Here is a 17,945-nt window from a genome sequence, read left to right on the forward strand (position 1 = left end):
TGTATGAGAAGTGTAAAAACATTATCTTTATTTAGACTATGTTTAAGTCTTCTAGCATGTAGCGCCGTTATTACGCAATTTATAATAAGGGCACAAGTGAAACCGTTCAATCCAGTTAACTTTTTTAGTTTCTTTACAATCGAAAGTAACATCTTAGTTGCATGTATTCCCCTTTTAAGTAGCATTGGAACAGCTACATTTGGTCGGTTAGAACAATTTAGTATACTTCGTGGTGCGGCAACTGTATATATACTTACGACAGGGCTCATTTATTTTTTACTATTAAGAGGATTAGAAGAATCGCTTCAAACCGCAATACCATGGGTAAATACGGTGCTGCATTATATCATGCCAATTGCCATGCTTTTAGATTGGATTATAAATCCACCTAGTAAGAAAATCACTTGGAAACAAGCTGCAAGTTGGCTCTTATTCCCGTTCTTTTACGTTGTGTACAGCTTAATACGTGGCACGATTGTGAATTGGTATCCTTATCCGTTTTTAGATCCGAGAATAGGGGGATATGGTAAAGTGTTTTTATACAGTATAGGGATAGCAGTTATAATAGGCGCTATTTGTATATTGGTAAGGTTTTTAGGGAATCGAAACTTTAGGAAAGAATTTTAGAAATAAAAGAACCCGACTGTTTATATTTTAAACAGTCGGGTTCTTTTATTTTATCTACTCGTCTTCTGAAATGACATTTTTATAAATTTATCTGTCTTCGTTTCAAATTCTACATCAACAAAAACACCATATTCTTTTCCATCTTCACGTAGCCACAATTTAAATTTTTCAACCGTTATTTGAACAGTTTTCGGTTTTCTACCTATATGAAGGTAATCAATAATCTCCGCTTTGGGGTATTGTTCTTTCGTCTTTTCTACAGCAAGTTTCCCCCATTTTGCATACGGAGGCTGCGCATGAACAATTGATGAGCCAATATATATATTTGAACATGTTGTTATGAACAGAATGACGAGTGCGATACGCTTTAAGAATTTTTTCATGATGAACTCCTTTTATCTTTTTTTATATTGTTTACATATTTTTTTAACGATATGAGTTTGGATTTTTTTGTCTTCTTTACATAAAAGCGAGGCTTTTACAAAACATAACCAAGAAATCATTTACATAATTAAGGAGGGAAAATTATGCGCCAAAAAGCTATTTTTAAAATAGCAGTTTTACTTGCGTTCATCGGGCTATCTTTGATGGTAAGTAGTATACAACTAAAAAATGTAGAAGCTTTTTCTAATCAAGTCATTCAAAGAGGAGCATCTGGCGAAGATGTCATTGAACTGCAATCTCGTTTGAAATATAACGGATTTTATACGGGAAAAGTGGATGGTGTTTTCGGATGGGGTACATACTGGGCACTTCGAAATTTTCAAGAGAAATTCGGATTACCTGTTGACGGTTTAGCTGGAGCTAAAACGAAGCAAATGCTCGTGAAGGCAACGAAGTATGACAAGTCAACTGCTAATAAAGGAACGACAACGAATAAAGGAAATAGTGGTGGTACTGCACAAGAAAATAAACCATCTCAAAATAAAGGGACAAATGTTCCAAATGGTTATTCTCAAAATGACATTCAGCTCATGGCAAACGCAGTATATGGAGAATCTCGAGGTGAGCCATACTTAGGACAAGTTGCAGTAGCAGCGGTTATTTTAAATCGTGTTACAAGTGCATCGTTCCCAAATACCGTTTCGGGTGTAATTTTTGAGCCAAGAGCATTTACAGCGGTAGCAGACGGACAAATATATTTAACGCCAAATGAAACAGCGAAAAAAGCTGTATTAGATGCAATTAATGGATGGGATCCAACAGGAAATGCATTGTACTACTTCAATCCTGATACCGCAACAAGTAAATGGATCTGGACTCGTCCACAAATTAAAAAGATTGGGAAACATATTTTCTGTAAATAGAGCGGAGGTGGAACTATGTTACGAGGTATTGTAATTGTATTATTAACAATCGGTGTAGTTGGAACTGGATACTGGGGCTATAAAGAGCACCAAGAGAAGAATGCGGTATTAATTCGAGCAGAAAATAGCTATCAACGAGCGTTTCATGATTTAGCATATGAGGTTGATTTATTGCACGACAAAATTGGAACAACGCTTGCGATGAATTCACGTGCATCTTTATCCCCTGCATTAGCAGATGTATGGAGATTAACATCTGAAGCTCGTTCGGATGTAGGGCAATTACCATTAACGTTAATGCCATTTAATAAAACGGAAGAATTTTTAGCGAATATTGGTGATTTTAGTTATCGTGCAGCCATTCGTGATTTAGAAAAAGAGCCGTTAAATGATCAAGAGTACAAAACGTTGGAAACTTTATATTCAAATGCGGGAAATATACAAGATGAGTTACGAAAAGTACAACATCTGGTTTTGAAGAATAATTTACGCTGGATGGATGTTGAGATGGCACTCGCATCAAATCGTGATCCTGCAGACAATACAATTATTGACGGATTAAAGACAGTAGAGAAAAACGTAACATCGTATTCGTCTACAAACTTCGGACCGACCTTTACTAGTGCACAAAAAAATAAAAAAGGCGGATTTGAAGCAGAAGGGAAAGCAATTTCTAAAGATGAAGCAGCGAAAATTGCAAAATCGTTTTTGAACTTAAAAGGAAATGAAAAAGTAGATGTTGAGAAAAGCGGTAAAGGTGCGAAAGAATCTTTTTATAGTGTGAAAATTAAAGATAAAGCAACGAATAATGAGTTTTATATGGATATTACCGGCAAAGGCGGATATCCAATTTGGGTAATGAATAATCGAGAAATTAAAGAACAGAAAATTAGTTTAAACGATGCAGGAAGTAAAGGTTTGAAATTTTTAAAGGACCATAAATTTAATAATATGGAGCTTTTTGATAGCTCGCAATATGATAATGTTGGTGTATTTACGTATGTAGTAAATGAGAATGGTATACGAATTTATCCAGAAGCAATCCAAATGAAAATTGCTTTAGATGACGGTTCTATCGTTGGATTCTCAGCAAAAGAATATTTAGCATCACATCAAAAACGAACAGTGCCATCAGCAAAGCTAACTGCAGCAGAAGCAAGAAAGAAAATCAATCCAGATGTTAAAGTTATGGAAGAACGAAAAGCTGTCGTAGTAAATGATTTGCATAATGAAGTACTTTGCTATGAGTTTGTAGGTACTTTAGGGAAAGATACGTACCAAATTTTCATTAATGCAAATAGCGGCGCAGAGGAAAAAGTGAAGAAAATGCAAGCTGTTGAAAAAATTTATGATTAAACTTTAATAGTAAAGTGGTGAGAATAATGAAGATCCTAATATATATGTTGATGCTTTGCTTTTTAATAACTGGATGCAGTATTGGAAAAAAGGACAATCCAAACGGAAAAACAGAGCAAAAAAACGTTTCGACGAAAAATGTTAATTACACGAACAAATCAAATAAGCCAAATGAAAAAGCAGCGGATCATTTAGCATCTTTAGCCGCAAGTGTGCCAGGTGTAAATGATGCAACGGCCGTAGTGGTCGGCAAATATGCTATTGTAGGTATAGATGTAAAAGCGAAACTTGATCGAACTCGTGTTGAGTCTATTAAATACTCTGTTGCAGAAAGTTTAAAAAATGATCCGGATGGTGCTAATGCAGTTGTTGTAGCAGATGTTGATACGTATGAACGACTGAAACAAATTGGAAAGCAAATTAAAAAAGGAAAAACAGGAGAAGGTATTCTTGATGAATTAGCAGCAATTGTTGGTCGAGTAATGCCACAAGTTCCAAATGACATGATTGAAAATCGAGAAACGAATCCAGTTAAAGATAATGATAAACAATTACCAAAAGATGAAGAACGAGAACTGAGAAAAGAACAGAATGACCAATCAAATAATCATTTGAATAAAAAGAGTTAACCTTAACCCTGTACAAAATTGTACAGGGTTTTTTAATACAATATTAAATATTCAGTTTATTTTTAAGGTAATATATGGTTTAATTATGATGGGAGGGACAACTGTTATGATGAAAAAAAGCGCATTAATAGTATGTAGTTTATGCTTAGGTTTCAGTATGACAGCGTGTGAACAGAAGAAAGAAGTAAAAAAACAAACGGCGACTTCTTCTACTGTGATGGAAAGGCAGCAGAAAGATTCTATCAATATAAATCATTTCTTGAACATAAATAAAGGAATGACTTATACAGAAGTGAAAGATTTAATTGGTTTTGATGGTAATTTGCTTATAGAAGAAGGTGTAGAAGATTCTACACAAATTAAACAAATTTTTGCTTGGAAGGGAAGCAATCCAACTTCATTAGTTGAAATTACCTTTTTAGATGGAAAAGTGCATTCAAAAGAGCAGCAAGGTTTAAGTTAATAAGTTGAAAAATGGGAGAGTTTCGCATGAACATACATACAGGGGAAATTCAATTAGTTCCGTATAAGGAGAAATATAAAGAAGTTATACAAACATTTACTTTACCAAGTGAACAAGTTCAATTTACATCAGACCCAGGTGAATTATTGGAGAAAGCAAAAAATGATCGAACAAAAAATGTGATTGTTATTTTAGATTACAACGGGGTACCTGTTGGTCTTTTTGCATTGCAAACAGGGGATAGAGTACAGGAGTTCACAGACAATCAAGATGCTTTACTTTTAACTTCATTTTCTATAAATCACAATAGACAAAGAAAAGGATATGCTAAAAAATCATTGGCATTATTACAAGAGTTTGTAAAACGTTATTTTCCGATAAAAAATGGGGTTGTACTTGCTGTGAATGAAAAAAATATTCCGGCACAAAATTTATATGAAAAAGTTGGCTTCCAAGATAAAGGCATTAGAAGAATGGGACCAATTGGTCAACAAATTATAATGCATTTACCTATCATGAAATAACGAGAAGAAAAACTTACTCTTGCATAACAAAGTAGTAAGTTTTTTTATTTAGAACGATAAAAGAATATATATGAAAAGGCTTTATTTAAGAGTAAAGAAATTATAGCTAGATACATAAAAAAATAAAGATACTTGCAAAACATCAAATTTAGTTAGTTCTACAATTATTAAATAATACTTTTTGGGGGCGTACCTTTATGGAAATTATTCAATTACTAAAGAAGGATGACTTATTTAATAATGCAATAGATGTTTTTTGGAAAGAATGGGGTGAGGAAGGTGGTCGTGCATTCTATAAAGATTGCATGACTAATGCTTTAACTAATCCCAATGACATACCGAGTTTTTACATTGCAAAAGTAGATGATAAAATTATCGGAACATATGCATTAATTCGCAATGATTTAAATAGTCGTCAGGATTTGAGCCCGTGGCTAGCATGTTTGTTTGTAGATGAAAAATTTAGGGGTAACTCTATTGGTGAAAAATTGTTGAATCATGGACTGCTAGAAGCTGCAAAAAGAGGGTACCATTTTCTTTATCTTACTTCAGACCTTAACAGCTATTATGAAAAATATGGGTGGGAAAAAATTGGAGTTGCTTATGGACCTAGTGGAGGGTGTATACCTTTGTTTAAAAAGTCAACGGATCTATAACGAAAGTACTTTTTATTCAACAAACAGATGCTGTTGTTAAATAAAATTAAACCGCTGTAAGAACCTTACTATAATAAAATGTAGTAAGGTTTTTATAGGATATTAAATATTTTCACATCAACTTTGAAACACATTTAAACGAGGAGAAATGATATGACAATTTATATTGCATTACTAAGAGGAATCAATGTAGGCGGGCATAAGGTAATTAAAATGGCTGATTTAAAACAAATGTTTGAATCAATAGAGTTAAAACAAGTAAAAACATATATTCAAAGCGGTAATATTGTGTTCGAATCTGAAAAAGATATTGATTTTTTAAATAAACGAATACAATCGGAAATTAAAAACGTTTTTGGTTTTGATGTTCCGGTCATGTTAAGAACATATGATGAATTTATAAATATAATAAAAAGGTGTCCTTATGAAGTCGATTCTTTGCTAGAAGGGGAAAGTATACATGTGGTCTTCTTAGCAAATGAACTTTCTGAAAAAGAAAAGGATCAGCTACTTATGCAAAAAAATGAGACTGAAGATTGTTTTATACATGAAAAAATTGTGTATTTATTTTTCAAAAATAGCATTCGAAATTCTAAATTAATGAGTCAATTTCAGAAGCTACATACACCAGCTACAGTAAGAAATTGGCGGACTGTGAATAAATTAAATGCGATAGTTGAGGATATGTAAATTTAAAAAGGTGAGATTTTCTTTATATAGAAAATCTCACCTTTTTATTTATATTGTTTTGCGACTATAAGTTCGATAATAGGATAAATAAAGAAAGAAGAACAAAGGGCTATAAAAAGAGGAAGATTCTTAATTTCATTGAGTAATAGGAATGCAAATCCTTGAGATAATATTAAAATAAAAAACATAAGGCCTATTAGTACAAAATAAGCGATTTTAAAGCTTTTGTATGTAATTTGTTGTCCCATTTCATCTTGGCTTTCTTCCGATACTCCGTTTGGATCTCCCCAAGTAATTTGATTAATTAAATTACCAAGTATTAACGAAAAAGCGAATATTGTTCCGCCTAAAATTGAACCTTCTGTTACATATTTATATGCGCCATGTAAGAGGATTCCGAGTAATGATATAACGATAATTATGAAAATGATTTTTTTATGATTCAATTTAGAAATGACACCTCCTATAATGTAAAAAACTATTTACACTCATAGTATAAAATTGGAAAAGTCTTATGTCAAATACTTTTTACATAAAGGGGCAATAATATGATATTTTGTTTTTACGATAAACAAAAAATTACATTACATTTGAATGTAAAAGAATGGGCTCGCATATATTTGGAAGGGATGTCAGATTAATTTAGGGGGTAGTTATGTCTATTCTATTAAAAGCTGGTGCTGATGCAGGAAATAACGGTTTGAAGTTAATGGTGAAAGGGCAAGACCCTATTTTTATTCCGAGTATATATTCTTTATATATAGGAGAGCCTACAGGATTGTTAGATGAGGGAGATGTTTCATTATCTGAATTAGAAAATCACATTGACGTGACCATTAGTTCTCCATCGCTAATGTTAAATAACGTGCGGTATATCGTTGGAGAAAAAGTCATTCAAGATCAATTAAAAGGTACTGAGGTTGAGAAAAAATCGAATAAGTCAACTGATGAGTTAATGGTTATTACAATTCTATCTGGTTTAGCGGTAAGTGCTATGCGTCAAAGTCCAACTTCTAGTCATATTAATATTCGTTACGATTTATCTGTTGCTCTTCCTATGCAGCTTATTACACAAGAAATAGCTGCGGAAAATGCGAAACGTTATATGGGTAATCATAAAGTTGTGTTCCATTATCCAAACGGACGTGATGTTACGATTAATGTATCTATCGAGTTTTGTAAATGCCTACCTGAAGGTGCTTCTGGGACGTGGGGCATTGTATATGATGAAGAAGGAAATGTTGTGAAACATAAAATAGAATGTGAACAAAATCAAGTTTCAGAAATTGATTTTGTTGATAAAACACTATTATCTTTTGATATTGGTGCAGGGACGACAGAAGAGGTAGTTTCATTAGGCGTCAACTTTAGGCCACAACTTAGTAAGGGCTTATCATATGGTGTGAAAGAAACGTTGCTACAAATTATTACGAGATGGAACCGGAAGTATCCCACAAAAACGATTGATAGCATTACAGAATTTAACCAAATTTATTTACAGGAAAAGCATCCAAGAAATGCGTTATTGGTTGAAGAATCACAACCAGCATTATTAGGTTTAGCTGCGCGTGTCGCAACGGATATCATAAATAAAATTGATGATATGAAAGACGATCCATACGTATTTATTTATGGCGGGGGCGCAGTAATTATTAAAAACAGTTTGAAAATGATTTTAAAGCAAAAAGGACGATTAACAAATGTAATTTTTGTAGATAATCCGTTATTTACAAATGCACGCGGATTATTAGTATACACTTGTTCACCAAAATATAGAGAGCATAAGCAAAAAGAGTTAGGGTTTACAAACTTAACGATAAGTTAGTTGGTGGAAGCATGCGATCTAGGCGATATAAACGTGGTGATCGAGTAAAAATCAATATTCATAAGTCGGTATCACCTGAAATGCTTGCATGGCTAAATAAACAATCGAACCCAACGAATTTCTTTTTCTTTGCAGCGCAGCAACTTTTTAAACAAGTAGGAGATATTGATGTGTCAAAAGCTATACCTAGTAGCCATGTTTTCTCATTATACGTAGAGCCATCTTCCATATTAAAAGTTGAAGTAAACCCTTTTAAAAACGTACCACTTGAAGCTAATAAATCCACCGAAAATATAAAAAAAAAATCATGGGAATCTGTTGATCAATTAGATTGTCCGTTTTTTTAAACATAGAAAAATATAAGAAGTGCCCATCACTATACATATGGATACAGTGATGGGCTTTTTTCATGTAACGAATAAAAGGGCACAAATTGTGGTGTGCCCCTTCTATACGTTTTTTATCTATATATTAGAAGTGTGTTCAGTAACAGCATGAATTATGTCTTTCCAGTCATCAGGATGATTCTCATGTCCTGCGCCTTCGAGGGTTAATAGAGCTGAGTTAGGGATTTCATCAAGAAGTGCAAGACCGTGTTCAAAAGGGAGTGCGGTATCGTCTGTTCCGTGAATGACTAATGTAGGTGCTTGTATGGAGTGAAGCACACCTTCATATGCATCATCTCCTTGTAGTAGAGCGTGATTAAACATACTTAATAAATTGTTAGCTCGTTCTATTTCTTGTTTCACTTGTTTATAGACTCTTTTTTCATCAAATGTTCGTGTTGATCCACATAATAGCCTGGATCCTGAAACTAAATATTCTGCTACAACTTTTTCATTTGTCCAATCTAAATGTGTGCCATTAGCGTGATGTGTTAAAATTCTTTCATCCATCGGAGGTAAATCGCGCGTGTTATCGTCAGAGCCTATTACACTTGTAGCTAATAATGTTAGCGATAAAATTCTTTCGGGGTGTTTTACAGCAGCAATTTGAGCTATCATACCACCTAATGACATACCAAATAGATGTGCTTGATCAATGTGATAAGCATCAAGTACTCCAAGTGCATCTTCTGCCATATTTGTAACTGTATAATTGGAAGTACCGGGTTCATATGCAACAGAGCGCCCTACATCACGGTTATCAAAACGAATAACAAATTTCCCTGTGTTAGCCAACTGTTCACAAAATTCTTCATCCCAATAAACCATTGAACACGTAGCGCCCATAATTAATAAAATAGCTGGATTTTTAGGGTTCCCAAAGCTTTCTGTACATATATCAATCCCGTTTATTTTAAATATCTTTTCAGTCATAAAGTTATCCCCATTTCTTTTTTAATGTAATTAAAAATACAGTTTTGAATGATTCTAATGTGTGTGTAAGGTTCATTTTGGAATTCATAATGTTTCTTACGTAATTACCTCCAAAAATAAGTTTATGATAATTCGAAGCAAAAAATTTTGAGAAATATTTGTATGTTATTAAAATAAACAGCAAGGAGGAATGGAAATGAAAGCAATTGTTATAGATCAATATGGTAGTGTTGAAGAATTAACAGAAAGACAAGTTTTAAAACCGGTTGTTAAAGATAACGAGGTATTAATACGCATTCTCGCAACATCTATAAATCCTGTTGATTGGAAAATAAGAAAAGGAGACTTACAACAACAGTTACGATTTTCATTTCCAATCATTTTAGGGTTAGATGTTGCTGGAATTATTGAAGAAGTTGGGGAAGAGGTAGAGTGTTTCAAAACAGGTGATAAGGTGTATACGAAACCTGAAAATATAGGACAGGGCTCTTATGCTGAATTCATTACAGTAAAATCGGATTTAGTATCCTATATGCCTACAAATCTAAGTTTCGAAGAGGCAGCTTCGATTCCTCTTGCAGGACTTACAGCGTGGCAAAGTCTTGTAGATTACGCAAAAATAGAAGAACATGACCGAGTACTCATTCATGCGGGAGCTGGTGGAGTTGGAAGTTTAGCAATCCAAATCGCAAAATCATTTGGAGCTTATGTTGCGACAACTGCGAGTAGTAAGAATGAAGAGTTTTTAAAGTCTTTAGGAGCAGATCTTGTTATTGATTATAAAAAAGATAAATTTGAAGAACTACTATCAGATTTTGATATTGTGTTAGATACAATTGGTGGAGAAGTACAGGAAAAAAGTTTTCAAACTATAAAACCTGGTGGTGTTTTCGTTTCGATTGTTCATGAGCCAATTCAAAAAGTAAAAGGGATAAAATCAGGTTTTTTATGGCTAAAACCAAATGGAAAGCAACTAGAAGAATTATCAGATTTAATTGTACATGGAAAAATAAAACCAATCATAAGTAAAGTGGTTCCGTTTAATGAAGCAGGCGTTAGAGAAGCTCATATTTTGAGTGAAGGTCAACATGTTAGAGGTAAGATTGTAATGAAAGTGGAATAAAAATGATTAAGTATCCTTCAAGAAGTAAATACCACAAACCAAAAGTATTTGTGGTATTTACTTTTTAGCTTAAAGATATTGTGCATATGCTTCTATAGCTTATAGTTTCGTACTGTATCATGTAATTTCTCTAAACCAATCAACATATCTTTTTCATTTAACATAGAATAGCTAAGCCTTAATTGGTTATTATTTGTATCATTATTTAATAGACAAGCTGTTCCTGGTAAAAAAGAGACATCTACTTCATTTGCTTTTTGTAATAAGCTAAAGGGATCTATCGAATCAGGAAGTGTAATCCATAAATTAAATCCACCAGTTGGTATTTCAAATCGTATTTCTTTAAGTGGTGATAATATATCAATCGTTATATCACGTCTAATTTGTAAAGCGGTACGTAATTTTTCTAAATGATTTTTCATACGTTCTGCACGTAAAAACGGTAGAAGTGCTTTTTGTGTTAATAAAGGACTACCGATATCCATTGAACCTTTTACAGCAAATAACCATTCGAAAATAGGTCCATCAGCAATAAGCGAGGCGATACGCAGTCCAGGTGCTAACGTTTTACTAAATCCTTTTATATATATTACGTGGCCATTCGTATCAAATTTTTTGATAGGAGGGGGAACAGTCGCACCCTCAAAATATATTTCTCCGAAAGAATCATCTTCAATTATAAAAAACTGATATAGCTCTGCTAGTTCTATAAGTTCCATTCTCCTTTCTTTACTCATTACTGTACCTGTTGGGTTCTGAAAAGTCGGATTCGTATACAATAATACGGGATTTTTACTTTGACAAATATCATCGACTAAGTCGGATCGAATTCCATGATTATCAAGAGAAACTGGAATGATTTGAGCGCCTTTATTAATAAAAATATCAAGTGCAGCACTGTAACACGGACTTTCCACTAATACAATATCACCAGGTTTTAATAACGTTTGAGCGATTAAATCAATTCCTTGTTGTGCTCCACTTGTAATTAATAATTGAGATGGGTCTGTCATTAATTGCTGGTGTTCATCTAAGTAATTTGCTATTTCAACTCGTAGTTCATAATCGCCTTGAATTGGCCCATACGTTGCAAGGATCATATGGTCTTTATTCAGTATTTTATGCATTTCATCAGCTAAGAATGGATTTGGCAATAAACGAGGATACAAAATCGCTTGTGAAAAATCGTAATATTTCCGGTGCTGATTCATTGCATATTGAGATCGCATAACATTTATCGTTTTCGTATGTTGCCAGTTATACGGAATTGGTTTGAAATCTTTCTTTCCATGTTTATGTATATAAGCACCTTTCCCTTGCTCAATGCGTATATATTCTTTCTTTTCTAATTGCTTATATGCTTTGCGAACAGTTAATAGGCTAATCTGTAAATCTTCGGCCATAGAGCGCAAAGATGGGAGTGCGTCACCATGCGAAAGCATGCCACTTTGTACTCTTTCAACAATTTGCATATATATTTGCTGATAATACGGTATGTTGGATTCTTTACGAAGGACAATCTTCATGGTTTCACCTTTTTCGTTTTTATTTAATTAAAGCGAAAAATTTAAAGAGAATCAACTACGATTTTAGGTAACTGTTATATACATAGTTACACTGTTATACACCACACCTTCTATACTCATGGTAAGAGTAAAAAGGAGGAAGAAAAATGGTCATTTTCAATTATATTTTAGTATGTATTATTTTCGGAACAACATTTTTAACGATAAAAATTGGGATTGAGGCAGGAGCGCCGCCATTATTTTCGGCGGGCATTCGTTTCTTTTTAGCAGGCGTAATTTTGATGATTATATTTAAATTAAAGCGAAAAGAAATTATGCCACATGTATTTTCGAAGCGTATTATGTATGCTGGTTTTTGCTTAACGTTTATGACATTCGCTACATTGTACTGGGCGGAACAATATATTTCTTCAGGGTTAGCTGCTGTGCTTTCTGCTACGGGACCGATGATGATTTTGTTATTACAGGCAAGGAGAAATAAGACGAAATTACAAAAGGAGCAACTACTAGCTTTAATTATTGCACTAATAGGTGTCATTTTTGTTTCTTTACCAGGAATGCATCAAGAATTAAGTTTCATATGGAGTATCGCTTGTGTTGTTTTAATAATAGGTGAGTTATTTTATGGAATAGGTTCTATTCGCTCAAAAGAAATACTTTCGGATTTACAAAGTGTATCACCATTTCTCATTAATGGTATTCAAATGTTTTATGGAGGGGTTTTACTACTAATCGTCTCCGTCATAGTAGAACATCCGAATGTATCTGTATTAGCTTCATGGAGTGTACAGTGGCCTATTTTATATCTTATCTTTATTGGATCAATTGGTGGGCACGGATTATACTACTGGCTCTTATCAAAAACAAACCCTGTATTCCCGTCAACATGGTTATACGTATCACCCTTAATTGCTATTATTGTAGGATATATCATATTAGGAGAACCTTTAAATCCTACAATCGGCATAGGTGCTTGTTTCATTTTGGTTGGTGTATTTTTAGCTAATCGATCCACACTCCGGTCTTATTTCAAACAAGGGAGATTATTTGAGAAGGAAATGTAGTTGTATAAAGAAGCAGCCCTGTATAAAATAGGGCTGCTTTAATTTTATTAAAGATACGGATTGACTTTATTTATGGGAAAGTCGTAATATTATTAAGCTATATGAAAGAAACCAAAAAAAGAGGGGGAGTTATTATGAAAATAAATTGGACTGAAGTAAAGGAAAAAATTCGACCACAAATTTCAAAACCATCATATGAAACTTGGTTTACTAATACAACTGTTTATTTAGAGGATGATATATTAACAATTTATTGTCCAAATGAATTTACACGTGACTGGTTAGAATCTCATTACAAAGAATTAGTATTTCATACATTAAGAGAAATGTTTAATACGACATTTGAAATTCAGTTTGATCTATGTAATGGCGAACCATCTAAGTTGAAAAATATTCAAAAAGAAAGGCTTAGTAGCTGGGATGAAGTAAAGAAAGCATTAAGGCCAAAATTAGCAGAGAAAACATTTATGACGTGGATTAGAAATACAAATGCTACGATAGAAGATAATACATTAATAATCTATTGTGAAGATGCGTTTCATCGTGACTTGCTTGAAGGGGAGTATAAAAATATAATTTCAAGTACCGTACAGAATCTTACTAATGAAGAATATCAAATTTGGTTCGAAATAGAATCAAAAACCACTTCTATCACACATATTCATCATATGCAAAATAATTCACTCACTTTCGGACAAGAAGAAACCAATACAATTTGGAATGAAATAAAAGGTAAAATGCAATTAATTATTTCAAGACCTTCATATGAAACGTGGGTTAAAGAAACGACAGCAAGAATAAATGAAAATTCATTGATCATTTATTTTGAAAACGAATTCCAACAAGGATGGGTTGAAAAGTCCTATAAAGATTTAATTGCGGAAATAGCTAAAGAGTTAACTGGAAATACATATGAACTTCAATTTGAATTAGAATCAAATAAAGATGCAACCAGTAATGATGAAAAATCAAAATCACCTACTGAAAATACTATTTTCGAATTAGGGGAGCAGTTCAAATCGTCCAATGATGCGTTAAAATATAATAATGTAGAGAATAGAGAAAAACGCATTCAAGCATTAGAAGAAAAAATTGTGAACATGGAAAAAGTGATCGATACATTAGTGGGAAAATTAGAGGTAGTAGAATCAAAAAAACAGTTGGAAAAATAACCAACTGTTTTTTTACTTAATTTACTTTTTTTATAAACCCTTTATAATGACGTTTCACAAGCTGACTTTCTAACGTCTTCATTGTTTCAAGTGCTACACCGACGATGATAAGTAAGCTTGTACCACCAATTTGTGCAGAAGGTGGTAACGTAGCAATTTTTGTGAATACGAGCGGTAAAATGGAAATTGCAGCTAAGAAAATCGCACCGATAAATGTTAATCGATATAAAATTTTAGTTACGTATAGTTCTGTTGACTTACCAGGACGAATACCAGGCACATATCCATTTTGCTTTTTCAAATTCTCAGCCATTTGTTCAGGATTTACTTGAATAAATGCGTAGAAGTATGTGAAAGCAACGATAAGACCGACATAAAGTGTCATTCCAAATGGATGTGCAAAATCAAGATTTGCAACTATCCATTTGGAGACGCTTGAATCAGGGAAGAGCTGGGCAATTGTACGCGGCGTCATTAAAAATGCGGAAGCAAAGATTACTGGGATTACACCAGCACTATTTACTTTAAGAGGTAAATGAGTGTTTTTTGCTCCTTGATATTGAGTGTTTCCTGAAACAGCTTTTGCATATTGAATCGGTATTTTACGCACGGCTTGTTGTATGTAAATTACGCCAACAACTATCGCTAAAATTACGAGACCAATTAAAACCATCTTTATGATATGCATAAATAATTGATCGCCTGCATTTTGGAATTGTTGCAGATAAACTTGGTTCGCAACATTTGGAATTGCTGCTACAAGTCCTGCGAAGATAATCATCGAAATACCATTACCAACTCCGTTAGCGGTAATTTGTTCACCTAACCAAAGTAAAAATGCAGTACCTGCAGTTAACACTGTCGCAATAAATAAGTATGTAGTCCAGCTTTGATCTGTTATTAATTGTCCACCTGCTATATTATTAAAACCATAAGACATCCCAATGGCTTGTATAAATGCGAGAATGATTGTAAAGTATCGAGTGAATTGAGCTGATTTCTTACGGCCCATCTCTCCTTGCTTTGCCCATTCCGAAAATTTAGGTATAACATCCATTTGTAGTAATTGTACTATGATGGAAGCTGTAATATAAGGTGTAATACCTACAGCAAAGATTGAGAAGTGTTGCAGTGCTCCTCCGCCAAATACGTTTAGCATACCTAAAACGTTAGCTTGATCTTGTACTTTTAATACCTCTGCGTTAGTATGAGGAACTGGAATAAACGTGCCAATTCGAAAAACGATTAGCATCGCTAATGTAAAAAGAATTTTGTTTCTTATCTCAGCTACTCTCATGAAATTTGAAATCGTACGAAACATTTTGTCGCCTCCTATATTTTTATCAGTTCAAAACTGATTATTATATCCCGATGAAGTAACCACAAACCTCCTTCCGCATTAAATTCATTTGACAAATGGATTTACATACATTTTGTAGTTTTCATGGATATAAAATATAAGGTGTTAAATAAGCGACCTATAAACTTTTCGTAATCATTCAATACACATAATATATCGAATAAATTAACAAATGTACATACATATGCATGAAAAATGCTTTTAATTATTGTATTCTAGTAATTTACTAGGAAAATAAAAGGAATTTTATTATGTTATTAAAAGTTAAGATAAAAGTATAGCGTACCTATAATTTCTACAAATATAGTGATGTAATATCAATTCTAAAATAGCGATCTATGTTTCGTTTAAAGTTTTTGCCATTATAGAATTTGATTTATTTTAGTATAAACCCCACTCTTATATATAGTTGAGAGTGGGGTTTATGTTGTTATTAAGAAAAAAGTTTACTTTAATTAATATAAATATTTATTTAGAAGATAAACGGATGTAGTAGTACAAAATAAAAAAATTTTGTCACAAAAATAAGCTTTCTGGTTTCTCTATAATGCAGGCATCAAACGAGAGAGAGGTTTTACTTACATGCAAACAATAAAACGTGAAGAGAGGAATGTTTCACATATAACATTTGAAGAGTTGTTTAAACAAAATTATGCGTATGTTGTTAAACAACTCATATGGATCATAAAAGAACAGACAATTGCAGAGGAATTGGCACAAGAGGTGTTTTTACAACTATATCATTCAGATTGGAAAGCAATAGAAAATCTACGTGCTTGGCTTATAAGGTCTTCTACGTATGTCGCCTATAACTACATTCGCTCTGAAAAGAGACATCAGGCAAGAATCGAAAAAGAAACCCAGTATCAAGAAGTACAAATTGATTCGTCACTAGATGATGAATGGATTAGAAAAGAAGAAATTACAAGGGTACAAATGGTGTTGCGGCAAATGAAAGAACAAGAACGAACGATATTATTAATGAAATTTTCAGGGTTTCGATACAAAGAAATCGCGCAAGTACTTCAGATAGAAGACTCTTCTATTGGAACGTTGTTGGCACGAGCTAAAATAAAGTTCCGGAACATTTTTGAACAAATGGAGGAAAAATAAATGACTTGTTATGAAATGGGATCCATTCAATCATATATTGATGGCGAACTTTCCCGTGAGGAAAGAAAGCAATTTATAAAGCATTTAGACAAATGCAAGAAATGTCAAAATTTATTAATTGAGCTAACAGAATTAAATCAATGGGAAAATTCAACACTTGCAGAGGAGAAGCTTCAAGAGAGTTCAGAAATAAATATTGATGTGGAAAAAGCATGGAAAACATTTAAAAGTCATAACCAGTCTAATAATGTACTTAGTACAAATCAAACGATAGAAAGAAAACAGGGAGTATTTTCAAATATGAATAAAAAATCAAAACGTTTCATATATACGGCTGCTGCTGCGGTAAGTATTTTTACTATATCCATGATCCCACAAGTTCAAGTTGCAGCAACTAATATTGCTTCTTACTTTGCTAATGAGGTTTTAAATGATACGGTTGTGAATGAAGGAAGTAAAGATGAAAACGGTGTACAACAAGAAGGTATGTTGAAAGGTCAGTTTATACCTATCGATGAAAAGATAACGGATCAAGGGGTAACTGTACATTTTAAAGAATTATATGTGGCAGATGCGCGTATATCTGTTCATTATAGAGTTGAAAAAGTCGATGGAACTCTAATGCCATTTGAGTTTGATACAAACGGATTAGATATAAAAAGCGATGGAAAAGTAAACGGACAACAAGAAGAAAATCCGGAATATAACATAGGAAATGGTATGTTTTCACAATTATCATTTATTCAAAGTGAAGACAATTTACCATTCGAATTAATGTCAGGTGGAAAAAAGTTAGAGCATGTAGGCATACGTGATAAAGATAGACCAGAAGGTGTTATTACATTTGTTGAAGGTCCTGAAGGAAAAGGTTCCTTTAAACAACCTTTAACATTAGATGTAAACATAAATAAAATAGGAAAAATAGCTGGAACTTGGAAAGGGCAATTTCAAATTAATCCTGAAAAAGTAAATAAGTAAAACAAATTTATATGAAAAAAAGAATAACACAGTACATGTCGAGTGCTATCTTTATCTATTGGTTTGCTTTTATAATGCTTATCTCTTACATTATTTTAACTATCTCTTTTATTTACTAATCAAATAGTAACGGAGAATTTCAATGTATTAGATAACGGATTTTTAATGGTTAATGTGTAGAGAAATCACCAAATAAACAATTGAATGAGACGA

The 17,945-nt window shown here is 33.1% G+C and carries 20 protein-coding genes; 15 read left to right on the forward strand and 5 right to left on the reverse strand.

The annotated features are described in order from the left end of the window. The first annotated feature begins 3 nt into the window (after window positions 1-3). Window positions 4-627, forward strand: coding sequence for a Pr6Pr family membrane protein (locus ACXVYO_RS12725; RefSeq protein WP_458467296.1), 624 nt, complete (start codon window positions 4-6; stop codon window positions 625-627). A 50-nt stretch (window positions 628-677) separates the two neighbouring features. Here the strand turns inward: ACXVYO_RS12725 and ACXVYO_RS12730 are convergent, their stop codons facing one another. Next, window positions 678-1,010, reverse strand: coding sequence for a DUF3889 domain-containing protein (locus tag ACXVYO_RS12730; protein WP_458467297.1), 333 nt, complete (start codon window positions 1,008-1,010; stop codon window positions 678-680). 144 nt (window positions 1,011-1,154) lie between these two features. Between ACXVYO_RS12730 and sleB the strand changes: the two genes are divergently transcribed. From sleB to ACXVYO_RS12765, 7 genes are all read left to right on the forward strand, one after another. Then, window positions 1,155-1,934 (forward strand): spore cortex-lytic enzyme, encoded by a 780-nt coding sequence (gene sleB / locus ACXVYO_RS12735; RefSeq protein ID WP_306182889.1) that lies wholly within the window; start codon window positions 1,155-1,157, stop codon window positions 1,932-1,934. A 15-nt stretch (window positions 1,935-1,949) separates the two neighbouring features. Beyond that, the gene (gene ypeB / locus ACXVYO_RS12740) at window positions 1,950-3,290 is read left to right on the forward strand and encodes a germination protein YpeB (protein WP_458467298.1); all 1,341 of its coding nucleotides are present in this window, start codon (window positions 1,950-1,952) and stop codon (window positions 3,288-3,290) included. A gap of 26 nt (window positions 3,291-3,316) precedes the next feature. Then, entirely contained in the window at window positions 3,317-3,919 is a 603-nt protein-coding gene (locus tag ACXVYO_RS12745; RefSeq protein ID WP_458467299.1) for a YhcN/YlaJ family sporulation lipoprotein, read from the forward strand. Between the two features lie 106 nt (window positions 3,920-4,025). After that, window positions 4,026-4,382 carry a hypothetical protein gene (locus tag ACXVYO_RS12750; RefSeq protein ID WP_458467300.1) on the forward strand — a complete coding sequence of 119 codons (357 nt, stop codon included), beginning with the start codon at window positions 4,026-4,028 and terminating at the stop codon, window positions 4,380-4,382. Window positions 4,383-4,408: 26 nt separating this feature from the next. Then, on the forward strand, window positions 4,409-4,906 hold the full coding sequence (locus tag ACXVYO_RS12755; protein ID WP_458467301.1) for a GNAT family N-acetyltransferase: 498 nt from the start codon (window positions 4,409-4,411) through the stop codon (window positions 4,904-4,906). Between the two features lie 197 nt (window positions 4,907-5,103). Further along, window positions 5,104-5,562, forward strand: coding sequence for a GNAT family N-acetyltransferase (locus tag ACXVYO_RS12760; RefSeq protein ID WP_458467302.1), 459 nt, complete (start codon window positions 5,104-5,106; stop codon window positions 5,560-5,562). 153 nt (window positions 5,563-5,715) lie between these two features. Next, window positions 5,716-6,252, forward strand: coding sequence for a DUF1697 domain-containing protein (locus ACXVYO_RS12765; protein ID WP_458467303.1), 537 nt, complete (start codon window positions 5,716-5,718; stop codon window positions 6,250-6,252). 44 nt (window positions 6,253-6,296) lie between these two features. Here ACXVYO_RS12765 and ACXVYO_RS12770 read toward each other — a convergent pair whose 3' ends face one another. After that, entirely contained in the window at window positions 6,297-6,698 is a 402-nt protein-coding gene (locus ACXVYO_RS12770; protein WP_458467304.1) for a hypothetical protein, read from the reverse strand. Between the two features lie 209 nt (window positions 6,699-6,907). Between ACXVYO_RS12770 and ACXVYO_RS12775 the strand changes: the two genes are divergently transcribed. Both ACXVYO_RS12775 and ACXVYO_RS12780 read left to right on the forward strand, forming a co-directional pair. After that, window positions 6,908-8,077, forward strand: a complete 1,170-nt coding sequence (locus ACXVYO_RS12775; protein ID WP_458467305.1) for a ParM/StbA family protein — start codon at window positions 6,908-6,910, stop codon at window positions 8,075-8,077. A gap of 11 nt (window positions 8,078-8,088) precedes the next feature. After that, a complete protein-coding gene (locus tag ACXVYO_RS12780) occupies window positions 8,089-8,424 on the forward strand; it encodes a hypothetical protein (RefSeq protein ID WP_061679806.1) in 336 nt (111 codons plus the stop codon). Window positions 8,425-8,541: 117 nt separating this feature from the next. On the opposite strand, the gene ACXVYO_RS12785 is transcribed toward ACXVYO_RS12780, so the two are convergent. Beyond that, window positions 8,542-9,396, reverse strand: a complete 855-nt coding sequence (locus ACXVYO_RS12785; protein WP_458467306.1) for an alpha/beta fold hydrolase — start codon at window positions 9,394-9,396, stop codon at window positions 8,542-8,544. A 196-nt stretch (window positions 9,397-9,592) separates the two neighbouring features. Between ACXVYO_RS12785 and ACXVYO_RS12790 the strand changes: the two genes are divergently transcribed. Beyond that, complete coding sequence (locus tag ACXVYO_RS12790) at window positions 9,593-10,519, forward strand: NADP-dependent oxidoreductase (RefSeq protein WP_458467307.1); 927 nt, start codon at window positions 9,593-9,595, stop codon at window positions 10,517-10,519. Window positions 10,520-10,611: 92 nt separating this feature from the next. On the opposite strand, the gene pdxR is transcribed toward ACXVYO_RS12790, so the two are convergent. Further along, entirely contained in the window at window positions 10,612-12,045 is a 1,434-nt protein-coding gene (gene pdxR / locus ACXVYO_RS12795) for a MocR-like pyridoxine biosynthesis transcription factor PdxR (protein ID WP_458467308.1), read from the reverse strand. Between the two features lie 146 nt (window positions 12,046-12,191). Between pdxR and ACXVYO_RS12800 the strand changes: the two genes are divergently transcribed. Next, a complete protein-coding gene (locus ACXVYO_RS12800; protein WP_458467309.1) occupies window positions 12,192-13,109 on the forward strand; it encodes a DMT family transporter in 918 nt (305 codons plus the stop codon). A 134-nt stretch (window positions 13,110-13,243) separates the two neighbouring features. Continuing rightward, the gene (locus tag ACXVYO_RS12805) at window positions 13,244-14,281 is read left to right on the forward strand and encodes a DnaA N-terminal domain-containing protein (protein WP_458467310.1); all 1,038 of its coding nucleotides are present in this window, start codon (window positions 13,244-13,246) and stop codon (window positions 14,279-14,281) included. A 16-nt stretch (window positions 14,282-14,297) separates the two neighbouring features. Here ACXVYO_RS12805 and secY read toward each other — a convergent pair whose 3' ends face one another. Next, window positions 14,298-15,602 carry a preprotein translocase subunit SecY gene (gene secY / locus ACXVYO_RS12810; RefSeq protein WP_458467311.1) on the reverse strand — a complete coding sequence of 435 codons (1,305 nt, stop codon included), beginning with the start codon at window positions 15,600-15,602 and terminating at the stop codon, window positions 14,298-14,300. A 621-nt stretch (window positions 15,603-16,223) separates the two neighbouring features. Here secY and ACXVYO_RS12815 point away from each other — a divergent pair. Both ACXVYO_RS12815 and ACXVYO_RS12820 read left to right on the forward strand, forming a co-directional pair. Beyond that, a complete protein-coding gene (locus ACXVYO_RS12815; RefSeq protein WP_458467312.1) occupies window positions 16,224-16,754 on the forward strand; it encodes an RNA polymerase sigma factor SigX in 531 nt (176 codons plus the stop codon). Beyond that, a complete protein-coding gene (locus ACXVYO_RS12820) occupies window positions 16,755-17,732 on the forward strand; it encodes a DUF4179 domain-containing protein (protein WP_458467313.1) in 978 nt (325 codons plus the stop codon). Window positions 17,733-17,945 lie beyond the last annotated feature (213 nt).

The sequence above is a fragment of the Bacillus sp. BC08 genome (assembly GCF_054326875.1).

Excerpts from the sequence above, each read along its gene's own strand:
- ACXVYO_RS12745 (WP_458467299.1), top strand. The coding sequence starts at position 3,317 with ATGAAGATCCTAATATATATGTTGATGCTTTGCTTTTTAATAACTGGA.
- ACXVYO_RS12805 (WP_458467310.1), top strand. The coding sequence starts at position 13,244 with ATGAAAATAAATTGGACTGAAGTAAAGGAAAAAATTCGACCACAAATT.
- ACXVYO_RS12780 (WP_061679806.1), top strand. The coding sequence starts at position 8,089 with ATGCGATCTAGGCGATATAAACGTGGTGATCGAGTAAAAATCAATATT.
- ACXVYO_RS12750 (WP_458467300.1), top strand. The coding sequence starts at position 4,026 with ATGATGAAAAAAAGCGCATTAATAGTATGTAGTTTATGCTTAGGTTTC.
- ACXVYO_RS12755 (WP_458467301.1), top strand. The coding sequence starts at position 4,409 with ATGAACATACATACAGGGGAAATTCAATTAGTTCCGTATAAGGAGAAA.
- ACXVYO_RS12760 (WP_458467302.1), top strand. The coding sequence starts at position 5,104 with ATGGAAATTATTCAATTACTAAAGAAGGATGACTTATTTAATAATGCA.
- ACXVYO_RS12785 (WP_458467306.1), bottom strand. The coding sequence starts at position 9,396 with ATGACTGAAAAGATATTTAAAATAAACGGGATTGATATATGTACAGAA.
- ACXVYO_RS12800 (WP_458467309.1), top strand. The coding sequence starts at position 12,192 with ATGGTCATTTTCAATTATATTTTAGTATGTATTATTTTCGGAACAACA.
- ACXVYO_RS12820 (WP_458467313.1), top strand. The coding sequence starts at position 16,755 with ATGACTTGTTATGAAATGGGATCCATTCAATCATATATTGATGGCGAA.
- ypeB (WP_458467298.1), top strand. The coding sequence starts at position 1,950 with ATGTTACGAGGTATTGTAATTGTATTATTAACAATCGGTGTAGTTGGA.
- sleB (WP_306182889.1), top strand. The coding sequence starts at position 1,155 with ATGCGCCAAAAAGCTATTTTTAAAATAGCAGTTTTACTTGCGTTCATC.
- ACXVYO_RS12730 (WP_458467297.1), bottom strand. The coding sequence starts at position 1,010 with ATGAAAAAATTCTTAAAGCGTATCGCACTCGTCATTCTGTTCATAACA.
- secY (WP_458467311.1), bottom strand. The coding sequence starts at position 15,602 with ATGTTTCGTACGATTTCAAATTTCATGAGAGTAGCTGAGATAAGAAAC.
- ACXVYO_RS12775 (WP_458467305.1), top strand. The coding sequence starts at position 6,908 with ATGTCTATTCTATTAAAAGCTGGTGCTGATGCAGGAAATAACGGTTTG.
- ACXVYO_RS12815 (WP_458467312.1), top strand. The coding sequence starts at position 16,224 with ATGCAAACAATAAAACGTGAAGAGAGGAATGTTTCACATATAACATTT.
- pdxR (WP_458467308.1), bottom strand. The coding sequence starts at position 12,045 with ATGAAGATTGTCCTTCGTAAAGAATCCAACATACCGTATTATCAGCAA.
- ACXVYO_RS12725 (WP_458467296.1), top strand. The coding sequence starts at position 4 with ATGAGAAGTGTAAAAACATTATCTTTATTTAGACTATGTTTAAGTCTT.
- ACXVYO_RS12765 (WP_458467303.1), top strand. The coding sequence starts at position 5,716 with ATGACAATTTATATTGCATTACTAAGAGGAATCAATGTAGGCGGGCAT.
- ACXVYO_RS12790 (WP_458467307.1), top strand. The coding sequence starts at position 9,593 with ATGAAAGCAATTGTTATAGATCAATATGGTAGTGTTGAAGAATTAACA.